Source organism: Salinimonas chungwhensis DSM 16280, assembly GCF_000378185.1.
Classification (GTDB): domain Bacteria; phylum Pseudomonadota; class Gammaproteobacteria; order Enterobacterales; family Alteromonadaceae; genus Alteromonas; species Alteromonas chungwhensis.
In genome coordinates this window covers 670,792-689,056 of the sequence record NZ_KB899376.1, presented here as the reverse complement: position 1 = coordinate 689,056, position 18,265 = coordinate 670,792, and the positions used below count along the sequence as shown (strand labels likewise).

At 46.5% G+C, this 18,265-nt stretch carries 14 protein-coding genes; 7 read left to right on the top strand and 7 right to left on the bottom strand.

Annotated features, from left to right (window positions below; translation table 11 throughout):
- Window positions 1-44: 44 nt before the first annotated feature.
- From F458_RS0103195 to F458_RS0103170, 6 genes are all read left to right on the top strand, one after another.
- Window positions 45-1,481, top strand: a complete 1,437-nt coding sequence (locus F458_RS0103195) for a M20/M25/M40 family metallo-hydrolase (RefSeq protein WP_018981933.1) — start codon at window positions 45-47, stop codon at window positions 1,479-1,481.
- Window positions 1,478-2,755, top strand: a complete 1,278-nt coding sequence (locus F458_RS0103190; RefSeq protein WP_018981932.1) for a M24 family metallopeptidase — start codon at window positions 1,478-1,480, stop codon at window positions 2,753-2,755. Before F458_RS0103195 ends, F458_RS0103190 begins: the two co-directional genes overlap by 4 nt.
- 98 nt (window positions 2,756-2,853) lie before the next feature.
- Window positions 2,854-4,209, top strand: a complete 1,356-nt coding sequence (locus F458_RS0103185) for a M24 family metallopeptidase (RefSeq protein WP_018981931.1) — start codon at window positions 2,854-2,856, stop codon at window positions 4,207-4,209.
- A gap of 81 nt (window positions 4,210-4,290) precedes the next feature.
- Window positions 4,291-5,595 carry a M24 family metallopeptidase gene (locus F458_RS0103180; RefSeq protein ID WP_040610078.1) on the top strand — a complete coding sequence of 435 codons (1,305 nt, stop codon included), beginning with the start codon at window positions 4,291-4,293 and terminating at the stop codon, window positions 5,593-5,595.
- A gap of 544 nt (window positions 5,596-6,139) precedes the next feature.
- Window positions 6,140-7,516: a M24 family metallopeptidase gene (locus F458_RS0103175; protein ID WP_018981929.1), complete on the top strand. Its 1,377-nt coding sequence runs from the start codon at window positions 6,140-6,142 to the stop codon at window positions 7,514-7,516.
- Between the two features lie 248 nt (window positions 7,517-7,764).
- Window positions 7,765-9,117, top strand: coding sequence for a sigma-54 interaction domain-containing protein (locus F458_RS0103170; protein ID WP_018981928.1), 1,353 nt, complete (start codon window positions 7,765-7,767; stop codon window positions 9,115-9,117).
- Window positions 9,118-9,243: 126 nt separating this feature from the next.
- On the opposite strand, the gene F458_RS0103165 is transcribed toward F458_RS0103170, so the two are convergent.
- From F458_RS0103165 to F458_RS0103135, 7 genes are all read right to left on the bottom strand, one after another.
- Entirely contained in the window at window positions 9,244-9,702 is a 459-nt protein-coding gene (locus tag F458_RS0103165) for a GNAT family N-acetyltransferase (protein ID WP_018981927.1), read from the bottom strand.
- Between the two features lie 62 nt (window positions 9,703-9,764).
- Window positions 9,765-10,892: a JmjC domain-containing protein gene (locus F458_RS18955; RefSeq protein ID WP_018981926.1), complete on the bottom strand. Its 1,128-nt coding sequence runs from the start codon at window positions 10,890-10,892 to the stop codon at window positions 9,765-9,767.
- Window positions 10,893-10,977: 85 nt separating this feature from the next.
- Window positions 10,978-11,589 (bottom strand): adenylate/guanylate cyclase domain-containing protein, encoded by a 612-nt coding sequence (locus F458_RS20825; RefSeq protein ID WP_269745189.1) that lies wholly within the window; start codon window positions 11,587-11,589, stop codon window positions 10,978-10,980.
- A gap of 257 nt (window positions 11,590-11,846) precedes the next feature.
- Window positions 11,847-13,223, bottom strand: a complete 1,377-nt coding sequence (gene purB, locus F458_RS0103150; protein WP_018981924.1) for an adenylosuccinate lyase — start codon at window positions 13,221-13,223, stop codon at window positions 11,847-11,849.
- Window positions 13,224-13,236: 13 nt separating this feature from the next.
- Window positions 13,237-13,866, bottom strand: coding sequence for a high frequency lysogenization protein HflD (gene hflD, locus F458_RS0103145; protein WP_018981923.1), 630 nt, complete (start codon window positions 13,864-13,866; stop codon window positions 13,237-13,239).
- Window positions 13,866-15,005 (bottom strand): tRNA 2-thiouridine(34) synthase MnmA, encoded by a 1,140-nt coding sequence (gene mnmA, locus F458_RS0103140; RefSeq protein ID WP_018981922.1) that lies wholly within the window; start codon window positions 15,003-15,005, stop codon window positions 13,866-13,868. The genes hflD and mnmA overlap by 1 nt, the downstream gene beginning before the upstream one ends.
- Before the next feature lie 102 nt (window positions 15,006-15,107).
- Window positions 15,108-15,659 (bottom strand): rRNA large subunit pseudouridine synthase E, encoded by a 552-nt coding sequence (locus tag F458_RS0103135; RefSeq protein ID WP_018981921.1) that lies wholly within the window; start codon window positions 15,657-15,659, stop codon window positions 15,108-15,110.
- Window positions 15,660-16,032: 373 nt separating this feature from the next.
- Between F458_RS0103135 and F458_RS0103130 the strand changes: the two genes are divergently transcribed.
- Window positions 16,033-18,255, top strand: a complete 2,223-nt coding sequence (locus F458_RS0103130) for an NADP-dependent isocitrate dehydrogenase (protein ID WP_018981920.1) — start codon at window positions 16,033-16,035, stop codon at window positions 18,253-18,255.
- Window positions 18,256-18,265: the final 10 nt, after the last annotated feature.

Here is an 18,265-nt window from a genome sequence, read left to right as displayed (position 1 = left end):
CTGCTTTATACGGCGCAGACTTATATGCACACAAAGGCACTACTATGCATCTTCGTTATCGTTTTATGCGCACGACATTGTGCGTAGCAGTTTTGTTACTAACTATTTCCTCGCCTGGCGCGGCTGCCGTAAGCCAACAAAAGAAGCTTGAAGCCCAGACTCTGTTAGAGGAGTTAATTACTTACCGTACTGCCAAAGGTTACGGGCAAGTTCCCGATATGGTGGATTATCTTGAGGATAAACTACTTAAAGCAGGATTCTCACGGCAGGACATTGTTCGGCTTCCGGTTGAAGTGGAAGACGAGACAGTAGTCGGGCTGATCGTGAGGCTAGCGGGAAAAGATGACGCAGATCTCAAACCGGTAGCGTTTCTGGCGCACATGGATGTGGTTGATGCGCTGCCCAAAAACTGGCAGACCAATCCTTTTATACCCACCGTTAAAGATGGGTATTTGTATGGGAGAGGCGCGCAGGACAATAAGTTTGGTGTTGCTTTGCTCGTCTCGACTTTTATTAATCTGAAAGCGTCAGGATATGTCCCCGAGCGGGATTTGATTCTGGCTTTTTCCGGCGATGAAGAAACCGGTATGCTCACCACACGCCAGATATTAAATCATCCATTTGTCAGCGATGCAGCGTTCGCGCTAAATTCAGATGCCGGTGGCGGCACGATCACCCGAGAGGGCACACCTGTTGCTTTTTCCATGCAGGCAGCAGAAAAAATCTTTGCCACGTTTATCTTGTCTACTTCCAATCCCGGCGGACACAGTTCTGTTCCTCAGCCAGAAAACGCAATATATGAACTGGCTCAAGCGTTACTTGAAATAAAAAATCTCGCATTTCCCGTAACCTTTAATGAAATTACCCGCTCAATGGCCCATTCGGTTGCAGATAGAGAAGGGGGAGAAATAGCCAAAGCGCTCCGTACGCTGCTAGAAAATTCAAATGATAATGATGCTATTAACGTCATCAGACAATACCCACAGTACGCCAATATGCTATGGACAACCTGTGTCGCGACAATGCTGGAAGCGGGCCACGCGGAAAATGCATTGCCTCAGAACGCCGAGGCAACTGTAAATTGCCGCATTTTGCCTGACACCGGTGGTGTCGACCATTTGCTTGAAAAAATGGAAGAAGCGGTAGGAAGCAGTTCGGTTCAAATTACTCAGCATGGAGAGTCCGTTGAAAGCCCGGCATCGCCATTACGTGACGATATTGTTGAAATGCTTCAGCAGGGGGTGGCGCTTAACTATGCTGGCGTCACACTGCAGCCTACTATGTCCTCGGGTGGCACCGAAGGAAGAGAATATCGCCGCGTCGGGATTCCTACTTACGGTGCGGGAAGTCTTGGTTTGGTACGTCCCGATGATAGCCGGGCGCACGGTCCTAACGAACGGATTCCCCTGGCTTCTTTTTATAAGGAGATGGATTACTGGGACTACATAATGCGTCGGGCAGGCCGCGGAGATATTAAATGAATGCAACATCGCGGCGGCACTTTTTAAAAACCGGGGTGGGGTTGGCTGTAGGTAGCTCCAGCGTGCTATCTGCTGCGTCATTTGCTTTTTCGACAGCGCCAGTTCCGCAACTGGATAAATTACAGCCTATAACACGCAATGCGAGATGGATTACGTCAGCTGAACGTTCCTCCCGCCGGCAAAAGCTTCGTCAGCACATGGCCAGACAAGGGCACGATGCAGTGCTTATTGAGCCGAGTTCTTCTATGGAGTATTTTACAGGTGTTAAATGGTGGATAAGCGAACGCATTACAGCCGTCATTATTCCTGCCGAAGGGGCGTTGATGTTTGTAACTCCTGCCTTTGAAAAAAGTCGGTTAAAGGAGTTATTGGATATCAGCGCTGATATTATAACGTGGGAAGAAGATGAGGATCCATTTAGCCTTATAGCTGCCTGGCTGAAACAGCGGGGGTTGGAAAAAAGTACCATCGCTTTAGATGAATCTGTGCGACATTTTGTCGCATACCAACTAAAAAGTACGACGCCTAAACTGACCGTATCGTCGGCGCGGACTGAGATAAATGCATGCCGCATGATTAAATCATCGGCAGAAATTGCGTTGATGCAATTGGCCAATGACGTGACGATTCAGGCCTATCGCGCTGTGTTTCCTTTAATCAAACGCGGTATGAAACGCGACAATATCATCAGTTTAATGTATCAGGCACAGTCGCGCCTCGGGGGCATGAACCCCGCTGGCGGCGCCCAGATTGGCAAAGGCAGCGCACTACCGCATGGCTCAACCGTCCCTGAATCTGTTGAGCCTGGTGCCATGGTCCTGATGGATTTTGGCTGCACAGTGGGCGGCTATCGATCCGATATATCCCGTACGTTTGTCTTTGGTAAAGCGAGTGATGCGCAGAAAAAGCTGTGGCAGCACGTACACCAGGGGCAGAATATCGCGTTTGAGGCCGCGCAACCTGGCAGACCCGCCAGGGAGGTAGACATTGCTGTACGCAAGTATTACGAAAAATTAGGCTATGGGCCTGACTACCGGCTACCCGGCCTCTCTCATCGCACCGGGCATGGAATTGGACTGGATATTCACGAACCCATCAACTTCGTTCGCAATGAAACGATGCCTTTGCGTGCTGGCATGTGTTTGTCCAATGAGCCAGGCTTGTATTGGCCAGGCAAATACGGTGTCCGCTTAGAGGATTGCCTATACATCACAGAAGACGGACCACGCTGGTTTTCTACCCCGCCTGCGTCACTGGAAGAGCCCATGGCCTGATGACCCAAAAGTAAACAGATAATTATGATTATAGCAAAGGCAACCAGCCAGAATTTATTGCTTGTGTTACCCCTTCCACTAATAAAGGTTTGCTATCTATGAGAACAAATCGAAACGCTATTTATCTATTAGCTGGCATTTTATATTTGACCAGCGGATTTATAAAAGCCCATAACGAACTGATAATGCCTGGTTTACCTGATTTACAGCAGCGCGCAGAAGTGCAGAACCGCTGGCTAAAGCAGCGATTGGATACCCTGATACCCGCTTTAATGCGGGAAGCCAATGTGGACATGTGGGTGCTGATAGCGCGTGAATATAATGAAGATCCCGTCGTTGAAACTATGCTACCTGCGACCTGGATGTCGGCAAGACGTCGTATGATTCTAATCTTTTACGATCAGGGTGAGCAGGGTGGTGTGGAACGTTTAGCAGTATCTCGCTATCCAGTGGGGGATATATTTCCATCTGCGTGGGACCCGAAAGCGCAACCAGACCAGTGGACGCGGGTAGCGCAGATTATTAAAGAGCGTAACCCGGGCAACATTGCAGTCAATATTTCTGACACCTTTCCTTTGGCAGATGGATTATCGGTCAGCCAGCAAAGACAATTTCAAGAGGCGCTGGGCAATACGCTTTCGGCGCGTTTAGTGTCACACGACACACTTGCAATTGGTTGGCTTGAGACCCGGATTCCGGCTGAAATGGCTACCTATCAAAGCATTATGCGAGTAGCGCATCGTATTGTAGAGCGCGGCCTTTCTGAAGAGGTTATCACCCCGGGCGTGACAACGACCGATGATGTAGTCTGGTGGTATCGTGAAACGCTTGCCGAATTGAAGGTGTCGCCCTGGTGTCAGCCTAGTGTCAGTGTGCAGCGTCAGGGAATGTCTACCTTTGAAATAGAAAAAATGGTGCTCGAGAACGGTAGCCTTATTTTGCCGGGTGACTTGGTACATGTTGATTTTTGTATGAGTTATATGGGGCTGAAAACCGACACGCAGCAGATGGCTTATGTGAGACGTCCTAACGAGCAAAATGCGCCCGAGGGGTTACGCAATGGGTTAAAGGCAGCCAATAAGGTTCAGGACGCGCTCACAGAAAACTTTAAAACCGGACGTAGCGGAAATGAGATTTTATTCGCCGCTCGCGAAGAAGCAATAGCACAAGGATTGACACCAACAATTTACACACATCCTATAGGCTATCACGGTCACGGCGCGGGCCCATCTATCGGTTCATGGGAACAGCAGGAAGGTAACCCGGGCACCGGTGATTATAAGATGCGCGCAAATACAGCTTATTCGATAGAGCTGAATGCTATTGAAACTGTGCCCGAATGGGATGACCAAAAAGTACGATTCATGCTCGAGGTGGATGGATTTTTTAATGGTACCGATTTTAGCTATATCGATGGTCGACAGACTGACCTTTTGCTCATTCCGAGAAAATAAAGGCTTTTGGTGTTTGTCTGTAGCAGGAAAGATGAAAATAATGCAAATAAGGAAAAGAAAATTATGCAACGCTTTTTGATTATGGTTTGCGCAATATTTTGCACTCAGAGCTGGGCAGCGGGGGTAGCTGATATGCAGACCCGTAGCAAGTTGGTTGATGAGATCTTAACGGAACGCTTTGAACAGGTTTTACCAGAGTTGATGCGCCGTACTGACATAGATATGTGGGTAGTGATGTCCCGTGAGTACAATGAAGACCCAGTGCTAAAAACGATGTTACCTTCTACATGGCTTTCAGCTCGTCGCCATACCATGTTAGTAATTTATGACCCTGGTCAGGATAAGGCGCTTGAAAAACTGGCAGTGGCACGTTATGCCGTGGCGAATCTTTTTGACAAAGCGTGGAATAAAGAAGAACAACCTGATCAGTGGGCCGCTCTTGCGAAAATAATTAAGAATAGAAATCCTGATAAGATAGGTATCAACGTATCCGAGGCTTTTGCACTGGCAGATGGAATGAGTAGCACCGAGAAGACTGCCTTTATGGAAGCATTACCAGCTAAGTATCGTTCTCGGGTCGTTTCTGCTGAAGAACTGGCCATCGGCTGGCTTGAAACGCGCAGCGAACTGGAAATGCAACATTATCCTGAAATAGCCCGAATGGGTCACAATTTAATAGCTACCGCGTTTTCCAATGAGGTTATTACTCCTGGAAAAACAACCACAGATGACGTGGTTTGGTGGCTACGAGACCAAAGTACAAAGTTGGGCGTAAGTAACTGGTTTCATCCATCAGTCTCCATTCAGCGTGCTGACAATGAAGAGTTTGATCAGCTCAAGGCGTTTAGCAAGAAACCCGGAGAAAATATCATTCAACCTGGTGACCTTATCCATGTGGACTTTGGCATTACCTATCTGAGGCTCAATACTGATCAGCAACAACATGCATATGTGTTAAAGCCTGGTGAAAAAAATGCGCCAGCGGGACTGGTCAACGCATTAGCCAACGCGAACCGTTTGCAGGATATTTTGATCAGTAATTTTAAGACCGGTCGCAGTGGTAACGAGATTCTAAGATTGTCACGCCAACAAGCAATAGAAGAAGACATAAAACCTTCAATATATACACACCCCCTTGGTTTCCATGGACATGCGGCGGGTCCGACGATAGGAATGTGGGACGCTCAGGAAGGATTACCAGTCAAAGGCGATTACCCTTTGTACCCTGATACAGCTTATTCTATTGAGCTCAATGCAGCCAGTTTTGTCCCCGAGTGGGATAAGGAAATTCGTATTATGTTGGAAGAAGATGCATTTTTCGACGGACAAAAAGTTGAATATCTTGATGGCAGGCAAAAGCGATTTCATCTGATTTCTTCAGACTGATTAACGATTAGTTAGAAGGATTACAAGTCAATAATTCAGTATTAGCGTGGCGGTAAAATCTGTTATCGCCTGCTATTTTTCTGTTTAAAGAGCGTTTACATTTTTTATTTTAAAGCAATCACTTCATATCTGTGCGTTAACACGGCAACCATTGCCGAGCTAAGTTAACTGCCTTGCCGACTATTCTGTTCAATTAACATTCGCGTTAAGCCACTTGTACCCAAATGCGCTATTTTCGCGGCTGTAGATAGTCCTGGAAGTGATAGTAGATTAACGTACCTGGAATGTTGCCATCACAACCGCTGACGGTCAGATCTTCTATCACTACATGAAGTTCAGTCGCTTTTTTGTAACTGAACCAATATTTTACCCCGTTCGTCGAATATGTCGCTTTCATTTGTAATTTTATCTTTACAAAAATATTTGATAAAAATAGTCTAATTTTAAAGCATTATTTGCTTAATTATTCATCAGGTTTGCTGCCGCTATCAGGCGTGCTTCTTTTGTACTGGCCAGTTAACTAAAACAATAATAAGGAAAATTGATGAAATTAAACGCACGCTGTCTGACACTTTCTTTGAGCGCATTGTGGCTTCTTGCAACTAATGTCAATTCTGAAACCACTTCTGATGAAAGGCACGTTGGGTCTTTTTCTGTGTTTCAGTTGAATAGCGCTGATGACGACATCATGTTTTCCAATGAGTCCCCGTGGCCCCAAATTCGTAAAGAACGCGTGGCCAGATTGCTACCCGCGGCGATGGATAAAACCAACCTTCAACACTGGCTCATTATTTGTCGAGAAAACAATAACGATCCTCTGGCACCGCATGTAGGCTGTGAAAATGCAGGCGGTACCGCTGTAGTTCTTTTTAGCCGCACCAGTAACGGGGTAAGTACGCGTATTTTTTCTCCGGTTAGTGAATCAACGGCATTAAAAGAGTTGAATATTTTTGATACGGTTGTTGATGTTAATAAAGACAAAAGCGCTATCGACGTAGCCGCTGATTGGTTGGTAAGCCATCAGACAGCGCCAGTTGCTGTTAACAGCTTCAGTGATAATCCCCAGGCGGACGGGCTCAGTCATTCTCAATACCTTGCGCTGTCCACAGCGTTAAAAGATAGCGATATCAAGTTAGTGTCAGCAGAACCCCTCGTTTACCATTGGCTGGCACGCAAACTGCCAGAAGAGGTCGCCATCATGGCGAAAGCCGCTACGTTGACGTCTAAATGGGAACATTTGGCTTTCCAGCAGGTGGTCCCCGGGGTTACCACTGATAAAGATATTGCCACCTTTTTAAAGCAGAAAATAGAAGAAGCGGGAGTTCAGGACGGGTGGTCACCCGATCAAAATCCGGCTGTTAACTCTGGCCCTGACCGTGGACATTCTCATCCCACTGACCGCGTGATTCAGGCGGGTGATGTTATTCAGATAGATTTCGGTATTAAAGTGTTCAATCGGTGGGTGACGGATATCCAACGCTTTGCATATGTTCTGCATGAGGGTGAGACAACAGCGCCTGAAGACATTCAACATGCCTGGGATAGTGCCATTAAAGGAAGCAGAGCCGCTTTTGAAACTATGCGTCCGGGGATCTCGGGACGCGATGTGCATTCGGCTCAACAAAAAGTTATGCAAGATGCTGGCTCTTTGCCGGTAATGTGGAGTACCGGTCATCCGGTAGGTTATGTTGCTCACGATACAGGACCAAACCTGGGCATCCGTTCAACTTCAGACAGAAAGTTAGATGTTGGAATGACATTTGCGTTTGATGGCTTCTTCAGCTGGCCATATTCCGACAAGGATACGCATAAAACAAAAACAATTTCAGTTGAAGAGATGGTTGTAATAACCAGCGAAGGGGCAACATTTTTGACATCTCCACAACAGTCATTGATTTTAATTTCTGGTAAAAACAGATAAGCAAAAAGGGTTGCCTGCGCCACTGAAAAATGGGCTGTCAATAATAACAGATGTATAGCTTGATATTTTACCGGTCCATTTGCTCGCCAGACCTATTATCTTATATCGAACACGTTTTATGTTGTTAATAATGTTAGTCGTATGTTTTTTCAGGCGTAATGCGACTGTGAAGTATTTCATGTAAGGCAAAAATTTTTATACCTATTAAATAAAATTGTTCACCAGCTCAACTACGGCAAAGGTGTTAAATGAATTCTTTAAATAAGAAACTCTTACAGGTTGTACTGGACGCCATACCCGATGGCATTCATATAGCGTCTAACAAGGGTCGAACACTTTCGGTAAATAAGGCATACGAATCTCTCACCGGGCTCAAGCGGGAAAAGGTAACGGGTGTGCATGTCGAGGAGTTAGTCAATGACGGGCTTTGGCAAGAGGTACTGCGTGAGGGGAAGACGGTTACCCATGCTTATTCGCTAGGAGAAAACCAAACGATTGTCGTATCGGCTAACCCCATGTTTGATGAAAAAGGAAAGTTGGAATATATCGTTAGTTCAGTACGAAATGTGACATCATTAGTGAAGTATAATCAGCGTCAAAAACAGCAACAAAACCCGGTAGTTGTTAACAGTAAAAACGGTAGGAAAACGACATGTTTTGACGAGAAAACTGAATTTTTCGCCGGCGAAAAAACCTGCAAGTGTTACAGTCTGGCAAAACGCGTCGCACCCACAGATGCAAAAATTCTCATTCAGGGCGAAACGGGGACTGGTAAAACAGTTCTGGCTCAATATATCCATGACAATAGCTTACGATCAGACCAGGCATTTTTGTCATTAAACTGTGCAGCAATGCCGGAGGGCTTAATTGAAGCCGAATTGTTTGGCTATGCAAAAGGTGCTTTTACAGGAGCGAGTAGTAAAGGGAAGCCTGGCCTACTCGATATTGTTAACGGTGGGACACTGTTTCTAGATGAAATCGGCGATTTACCACTTTCATTGCAAGTTAAGTTGTTAAAAGTTCTTGAAGAAAGTCAGTTTTTACCACTGGGTGCGACGCAGTTTAGGAAAACAAATTTTCGACTTATCACTGCAACTCATCATGATCTTTCAGAAGCGGTAAAAGGCGGAACTTTCAGAGAGGACTTGTTTTACAGAATACAAACCATTCCCCTGGAACTGCCCGCGCTAAAAGATCGTAAGGATGAAATTGTTCCCTTACTTAATTACTACATAAAACACTTTGCTAAACAGTATGGAATGCAAAAGTGTTTAGATCCTGACACGGCGGCGGTTTTATTGAAATATCGCTGGCCAGGCAATATCCGGGAATTAATCAACTTAACAGAGCAACTTGTTCTTATTACAGAACAAAAGGAAATACGGGCTACAGACTTACCTTCTTCGATACTGGCGGTTAAACCCACCAATGACGCTATTGATTTTGTAGGGAATTTGAATCAACAAGTCGCAAAGCTTGAACAAAAAATGATTGCCCATGCGATAAAAATGTACGGCTCTACCAGAGCAGCAGCTGCTTCTCTTGGAATTAATCAATCAACGCTGGTAAAAAAGAGAATACGGTATAAGTCACTGGTTTGAATGAACCAGTGCTTCTCTTACCATTGAATTTAATAAATTAAGTATGAAAAGGCGCATAATTCTGCATTTAGCGGCTGCTGATAAAGACGTTTAGTATTATTCTGTTATGCTTAAATTCGCCAGAAGCTAGTGGAGATGTTCAGCATCAGGTAATTTGAACGCTGAAAGCGGACAACTCATGGGTTGGCGGGCAATCCCGGCCTCCATAAATGCAGCACCACTGCAAACAAATCCCAGGCTTTCATGATGAGTGACGGTATTTAAGTCGCAGTTCATCGTCAATGTATCAATATTTAAAGAATAGGCCAGAGTCACCAGGGCGCCGAATAGTTGTTTATAAACATCAATATTGCGATAACCCATACGAATCGCAATCCGACCGATTTCACCGGTTAGTTTTAAACGTGCGGTGGCGATAGTTTTGTTGTCGGTGTCGCTGACGATAATATGCAGGGCAGTTTCGTCATCTTTATCGAATTCAGCTTCCCGTGGAAGCTGCCATTCCAGTACGAAAACCTGTTCACGAAGCTCAATGAGACGATGACTAGCGCTTTGCCAGTCGACCTGTTCGACCTTAAATGCCATAACCTGATCCGTATTCTGCAAATGTGTGGTGTTATGTAGAATCCGGCTCACTGCTGGGTGGATTACTTTATAGCCCAATAGCCCTTGTTGATCAGGTTAGCTAAAAGACCAAAAAATGTACAGTTTTTTTCCACCGATGCTACATTTAACATTTGTGCGGATATAGGAGTACCCTCAATACACTGCATCATAATATCTACAAACGGCTGTTCGCACGCAAATTTTTCACCATTTATATAGAAAGTCAGCATGTGAGCGGCGGGCTGATAAAGAGGACGACATCCCGGCGCCGGAACAAGGGTTGCTCCCTCAGCGAGCAGCATTTCTATCTCACTGGCGTCAACCATATGATCTGGTATAGCATCAGGTAGATGTTGGTCGCTGAGAAACCGCAGTAATGCCTCATCACAGTTGTCGCTATCAAGTGCTCTTTTCAACAAATCTTTTAATTTCACAAGCTCTGCATTACTGACCACACCCGGTTTTGCTGCGGGCAGGCGACCGGGGTCGCTGAATCGCGTGCTGGATGACTCCCCCAGCATGTCGGGCAGGACGTTCAGCAAAGCCTGTTGATCAGGGGCTCTGAATCCTACCGAATAGGTCAGGCAATCATTCAACGCAATGCCTTCGTGAGGCCAGCCGGGTGGTATATACAAGACATCGCCAGGGTTTAAAACCACATCGATACAGGCATCGAAGGGGGCAATTTGTGACAACTGAGGGTGGGGGAATATGGCTTTATGATGACCGGGTTTGCCAACCCGCCAATGGCGCTGTCCTTTACCCTGAATGAGAAAAACATCATATTGATCAAGGTGAGGGCCTACACTGCCACCTGCATTAGCAAAACTTACCATCAAATCATCCATTCGCCAATACGGGATAAAATCAAAGGCTCTCATCAGATCCGAAGCTTCATCCAGGTAGCGATCCACCCCCTGTACAAGTAATGTCCATTGGCCGCGGCATAAGGGCTCAAAGTCATCGAATGGGCCCGAGGTGACTCGCCACTGCTGCTCAAGATATTGAATAATTCTGCTATCTACATCGTCGTCTTCACTGAGCCCGGCTAAATCATGTTCATCCAGAAAATCGCTGAAACCGGGGAGCAGCTGACGTAAAACAAGAGGGGTTTGTTGCCAATGCTTAGTTAAAAAGTCGCTGGCATCAAAGTCTGGTGATAAATACAAAACGCACATCCGCAGAGTAAAATTTTATTATACCAACGATACACAGGTAGCGGATAGCCCAAGTGCGGGTCGTGTCCTTATTTCTCTAGTCGTTACAGTACACACGTTCAGCTGTGGTATCACATATGCAAATTGTGTTTGCGCGGGCTGTTCGCTCTAACCTTGATGCCCGATTGACTGTGCTACCCCATATATCAAACTGACGACCATATCGACCAATAAAGCCGGCAGTCACCGGTCCGGTTGCAATGCCAACTCTGATCGATAGATCCTGGTTACAATCCTGGTTCAAAGTACGAATAATCGTCAGCAGAGAAAACGCAAATGATAGGCAGCGAGTTTCGCTGTTTGGGTATATTGGATTGCTGTTATCTGAATTTGCCAGCCCTGCAGCGGCCATATATTCATCGCCGTTAGTTTTTATCTTCGTAATGCCAAACTTCATACCGTAAGTGTCAAACTCACAATACAGCCGGTGCAATACCGCAACGGTCTTTTCATCGCCCAGGGCCCGTGCAAGCATGGTGTAACCCTGAAGATCCGCAAATAGCACACTAACCCTGCTAACGGGCCAGGTCTGCGATGCTAACAGGTGTTTATATGAGGAGGGTATAGTCTGAAAACGACAGACTTGTCTTGCGGGAGGCTCCGATAATACATTAACCCTTTGCCTCTTTTTGTCAGTAAATTTATGCATATAGTAAATGCACAATGAAGTGACTGTAGCGAATACAACAACCAGCATAATCAACTTGTCAGTTAACTGAATTAAAGTATATTGCAGCGGCACAAGGGATATAACCATCAGACATATTGCACCGAGTAAATATCTTAAACAGAAATATGCATGCTGTCTGTGCGTGTGGGGAGGGTGGTTCTGCTGTTGCATGATATTGTCATCTCACCGGTATAATTAGTAATTTCTTACCCGGTAAGATGACAACAGAAAACTAATTAATCTTTAAGCAGTTCATCAACCAGGCGGATAGCATCACCAATATACGAGGCAGGCGTTAATGCCTTCAACTCGTCTTTAGCATGGTTTGGCATTTCCAGAGTGTCGATAAACTCACTGATAGCCTGAGCATTAACCTGCTTGCCACGGGTCAGCGTTTTTAGTTTTTCGTAGGGCTTTTCGATGCCATAACGGCGCATAACGGTCTGAATAGGTTCAGCCAGCAACGCCCAGTTATTGTCCAACTCGTTTAGCAAGCTTTGCGCGTTGACTTCCAGTTTGCTGATCCCTTTTAACGAAGCCTGATAGGCAATCACCGAGTAGCCAACACCCACCCCGAGGTTTCTCAACACCGTTGAGTCAGTCAGATCACGCTGCCAGCGAGAAACAGGAAGTTTAGTGGCAAGGTGGTCAAATATCGCGTTCGCCAGCCCAAGATTGCCCTCTGAATTTTCAAAGTCGATGGGGTTTACCTTGTGCGGCATTGTGGATGAGCCGATTTCACCTTCCACGGTTTTCTGTTTGAAATGTCCCAATGCGATGTAGCCCCAGACATCACGGTCGAAATCTATCAGAATTGTGTTGAAACGACCCACTGCGTCAAATAGTTCGGCAATATAGTCATGGGGCTCTATCTGGGTAGTATAGGCGTTCCAGCTTAAGCCGAGGCTGGTTACAAATTGCTGTGACAGCGTGTGCCAGTCAACATCAGGATAAGCAGACAAGTGCGCATTGTAGTTACCGACTGCGCCATTGATTTTACCCAATATCGATACAGCGGCAATTTGATCTCGCTGGCGTTGCAAACGCACTGCAACATTCGCCATCTCTTTACCCATAGTCGTAGGGGATGCAGGCTGACCATGAGTCCGGGCCATCATAGGAACTTCACGATTCTCCCGGGCCAGACGCTTTAGCTCACTGATTAATTTATCGCAGTAAGGCAAAATAACTTCATCCCGGGCGTGACTGAGCATCAAACCATGGGACAAGTTATTGATATCTTCTGAGGTGCAGGCAAAGTGAATAAATTCACTGATGGCGAGTAATTCCTGGTTGTCAGCAACCTGTTCTTTCAGAAAGTACTCAACCGCTTTAACATCATGATTTGTCGTACTTTCGATATCTTTTATACGGGTGGCATCAGACACCGAAAAGTTATCTATAATGCTATCGAGCTTCTGGTTTGCCGCATCACTGAAGGCAGGCACCTCTTTGATAGCATCATTGCTGGCCAGCATCTGCAGCCAGCGTACCTCGACCTGAACACGATATTTCAGCAATCCAAATTCGCTGAAAATTCCGCGTAAAGACTCACTTTTACTGGCATAACGGCCATCGACCGGGGAAATAGCGGTTAACTGAGTCAGTTCCACCTTAACATGCTCCTCAACTATTAATTAACTTCAGTGCCTGCGTAGCACTGCTTACGATGCGTTTACGATTAAACAAAATTTGCCGGCGTCGGCCCCCCATCTGACGCCACATCACCGCTGCCCTGACACCGGCCAGCAACAGTGCGCGCACTCTTTGCTGGTTTACCGGCTGACGCAAATGATCAGGGTTCCCGGCCACCTGAATACGGGGGGCAAGGGGACTGACGATATCAGAGTAAATACTTGCCAGCGACCCTGCTATCTGAGCATCTTCAAAGCTGACGTGAGCCAGCTGCCGCTGCACATGTGAGATACGCTGACCTAATTCAGATAATGCCTGCTGCTTAGCCGCCAGCTTTCGTTCAAGACCCAACAAGCTGGCAATATAGCGAGTAAGCTCAGTGTCTTTGTGGGTTGATTTATCTGATAACTGGCCCAGCAATGTCTGATAGCCGACAGTTAAATTATCCAGGTTGCCAAACACATGCTGCGGACTTTCCGGATCAGTGACCAGAATACTGGAAAGACTGGCTTCATACGCGACTTTGTCGACATTACCATTGCGGGCAACTTGTTTTACCAGAGCAGCCGCCTGACAAACGCCAGCCAGGGCCAGATATTGTTCTATTTCAGGTTCTAACATCAGCGAATATAACTCTCGATAATCGCACCACCGAGGCACACCTCGTCCTGGTAAAATACGGCCGACTGGCCAGGGGTCACCGCTTTTTGCGGCGAGTCGAAAATTACCGTGAGCGTATCATCGCCGCAAGGTGTAATAGTGCAGGGAATATCTTCCTGACGATAACGGGTTTTAACCGACGCCCTGATTGGACCAGAAAGCGGTGTTCTATTCACCCAGTGAATCTGATTCGCGGTAAGACCGTCAGAAAAAAGCCGCGGATGATTGGCGCCCTGTCCTACGATCAGAACATTACGCTCTACATCTTTATCAACCACATACCAGGGCTCATCGCCATATTCGGCCAGACCGCCGATATGCAAGCCTTTGCGCTGGCCGAGGGTGTGATACATCAGCCCCTCATGGGTACCAATCACTTCACCTTCAGGTGTCTCGATGTTGCCGGGTTGTGCAGGCAAATACTGCGCCAGGAAATCTTTAAATTTACGTTCACCAATAAAACAGATACCGGTGGAATCTTTCTTATCAGCAGTCACCAAACCCTGTTCTTCAGCAATCCGGCGCACGTCAGGCTTTTCCAGGTTACCTACCGGAAACAAGGTTTTTGCAATATGACGCTGACTCAGGGTATACAAAAAGTAGCTTTGATCTTTGTTGTTATCCAGCCCTCTTAGCATCTGCCACTTACCGTCTGAGAGGCGGCGCTGTACATAGTGGCCGGTGGCAATATAATCGGCGTGCAAATCCTCAGCGGCAAACTCAAGAAATGCTTTAAATTTAATTTCTTTATTGCACATGATGTCTGGATTCGGTGTTCTGCCTGCTTTGTACTCAGCAAGAAAATATTCAAACACGTTATCCCAGTATTCGGCGGCAAAGTTAATGGTATGCAGATGAATGCCCAGCTTATCGGCAACGGCCTGTGCGTCCGCGAGATCTTCCGCGGCGGCGCAGTATTCGTCGTTGTCATCCTCTTCCCAGTTCTTCATAAACAAGCCTTCTACCTTATAACCCTGTTGTTGTAACAGATAGGCAGAAACAGAAGAGTCGACACCGCCGGACATACCGACAATGACTTTTTGTTGTTCAGGCGTTGGCTGAGATGCTGTGCTTTCGGTCACCGTATTCTCTTTACTCATCGTAGTGTCTGTTTGAAGGATGCGGATTCTAACAAAAAATACCCCTTAAAGCACGGGGTGAGGGCGGTTTAATAGGGCTGCATACTGGGAATTTCAAGCATGCTACAGATCGAATTTTAGATAGGCGCCGTTGTCGATGCCATCAATGGTCCAGCTGCCCACGCGATAGCGGATAAGCCGAAGTGTGGGAAAACCGACATGGGCGGTCATTCGCCTGACCTGGCGGTTGCGGCCTTCGGTAATTGTAATACTTAGCCAGGATGTAGGAATGTGTTTGCGGAATCTGACCGGGGGATGGCGCTCCCATAATTGGGGATTTTCTATTCGTTTAACCTTTGCCGGCAGTGTGGGACCATCCTTCAAAGTAACACCTTCGCTTAACTGGCGTATAGCCTTGTAATCAATATCTCCCTCGACCTGAACATAATATGTCTTGCTCGTTTTAGCAGCCGGATTAGCCAGTTTATGTTGAAGTTTACCGTCATTTGTCAGTATCAGCAGGCCTTCGGAATCTCTGTCGAGCCGGCCGGCAGCATATACTTGTGGTATAGGAATAAAATCTTTGAGGGTGGCACGCCCCTCTGCGTCAGTGAATTGGGACAGCACATCAAACGGCTTGTTAAACAACACAACACAGTGCGGTTTAGGGGGCATTGATTTTTCCAATTGATTGAGTCAGGTATTCTAGTTTAACAGAACTTGATCAACACGAGGGGCGTATTGCAGATACATTTACCAGTCTGCCTACTCGGACCTGTTGACATTAGTCTGATCCTTGACCGTGCGACAATGGTATGACTTGTAACTAAATTTTTCGTCCCTATACTAATGAACGCGGCATGTATTGCTCGGGTATCTGACTGTCATTTTGCTTGCTGGTCATGGGTCGAGGCGGGTACGCATCAGCGTTTTGCTCTGCAATTTTTTAACCATGCCGGACGATGCACAAACCAGCCCGGGCGGGTATGGGTTTATGCAACCAACGGATTAATACGGTACCGGCGTACCGAAAACATTGAGGTATATAATGACCAAAGCCAAGTCGACTATCATCTATACCAAGACCGACGAAGCGCCAATGTTGGCGACATACTCGTTGCTTCCTATTATCGAAAAGTTTGCAGCTTCTGCAGACATTGATATCGAACTAAGTGATATTTCTTTAGCAGCGCGAATTCTGGCGAATTTCTCTGATTATCTGGATGACGAACAAAAGGTTCCGGATGCATTAGCACAACTTGGTGAACTGACCCAAAATCCTAATGCTAACATTATCAAACTCCCCAATATCAGCGCCTCAATTCCGCAGCTACGCGCCACTATAAAGGAATTGAAGGCACAGGGGTTCAATATTCCTGAGTTTCCTGACGACCCTAAAAGCGACGAAGAAAAGGAAATCCGTGAGCGCTATGGCAAAGTGTTGGGTAGTGCAGTGAACCCGGTGTTACGTGAAGGTAACTCCGATCGTCGCGCTCCTACAGCGGTGAAAAACTTTGCTCGCAAATACCCTCATTCAATGGGTGAATGGAGCCAGGCCTCTCAGTCTCACGTAGCGCATATGCGTGGCGGTGACTTTTTCTCCAGTGAAAAATCCACCACGATTGAAAAAGATGGACATGTTTCCATCGAGTTTACTGATAAACAGGGCAATAAAAAAACCCTTAAGCCTAAAGTAGACTTGTTGGCAGGCGAAGTTATTGACGGCATGTTCATGAGTAAAAAAGCACTCTGTGACTTTTTTGAGGAACAGATTGAAGATGCCAAGAAAAACAATATTCTGTTTTCGTTGCATGTTAAAGCAACCATGATGAAAGTGTCACACCCCATCGTGTTTGGTCATTGCGTAAAAGTATTCTACAAAGAACTATTTGATAAATATGGTGAGCTGTTCGACGAGCTGGGCGTGAATCCGAACAATGGCTTGGGCAGTGTTTATGACAAAATTGAGAGTTTGCCAGAGTCTCAGCGTTCTGAAATTCAGCGCGATATCAATGCCTGCTATGGCAATCGTCCGCCTATCGCGATGGTCAATTCAGATAAAGGTATCTCTAACTTACATGTCCCCAGTGACGTTATTGTAGATGCCTCGATGCCAGCTATGATTCGAAATTCAGGCCAGATGTGGGGGCCGGATGGAAAGCCGCATGATACCAAGGCAGTGATTCCGGAAAGTACCTACGCGACCATATATCAGGAAGTAATAAATTTCTGTAAAACACATGGTGCGTTTGATCCCACCACCATGGGTACAGTTCCCAACGTTGGTCTGATGGCGCAAAAAGCGGAAGAATACGGCTCCCACGATAAAACGTTCGAAATGGAAAGTGACGGTAGCGTACAGATTATTGATCAGGACGGAAATGTCCTGATGGAGCACCAGGTTGAAGAAGGCGATATCTGGCGGATGTGTCAGGTGAAAGACCTGCCTATTCAGGACTGGGTGAAGCTTGCTGTAACCCGTGCCCGTCAATCTGGTATGCCAGCAGTATTCTGGCTGGATGATGAGCGCGCGCATGACTCACAGCTGATTAAGAAGGTTAATAAGTATCTTCAGGAGCATGATACCAGCGACCTTGATATTCAGATTATGTCTCCGGTACGCGCTATACGTTATAGCATGGAACGGGCAATGCGTGGTCTGGATACTATCTCTGTTACGGGTAATGTTCTGCGTGACTATCTGACTGATTTATTCCCGATTCTGGAATTGGGTACCAGTGCCAAGATGTTGTCAATTGTACCGTTGATGGCCGGCGGTGGTTTGTATGAAACCGGTGCAGGTGGTTCAGCACCTAAGCACGTACAGCAGTTTGTCGAAGAAGGTCACCTGCGTTGGGATTCACTGGGTGAGTTTCTTGCACTTGCTGTGTCTTTGGAAGATGTGGCTATCAAGAATGATAACCTGCGCGCGAAAATCATCGGGCGCTCCCTTGATAAAGCCACCGAGACTCTGCTTAATAATGGCAAGTCGCCAAAGCGCAAAGCCGGTGAGCTGGACAATCGGGGCAGTCATGTATGGCTGGCACTCTACTGGGCGCAGGAAGTAGCAAATCAGTCCGAAGATAAGGAACTGGCTGCTGAGTTTAAAGACATCGCCGAGAAGCTTGAGAAGAATATCGATAAGGTACTTGAAGAAATCGATGCCACTCAGGGCAAACCTCAGGAAATTGGTGGTTACTATTACCCGGATCCTAAGAAGGTCTACGAGGCCATGTCTCCGAGTAAGACGTTGCACGAGATTTTGGGATAATACCTGTTAC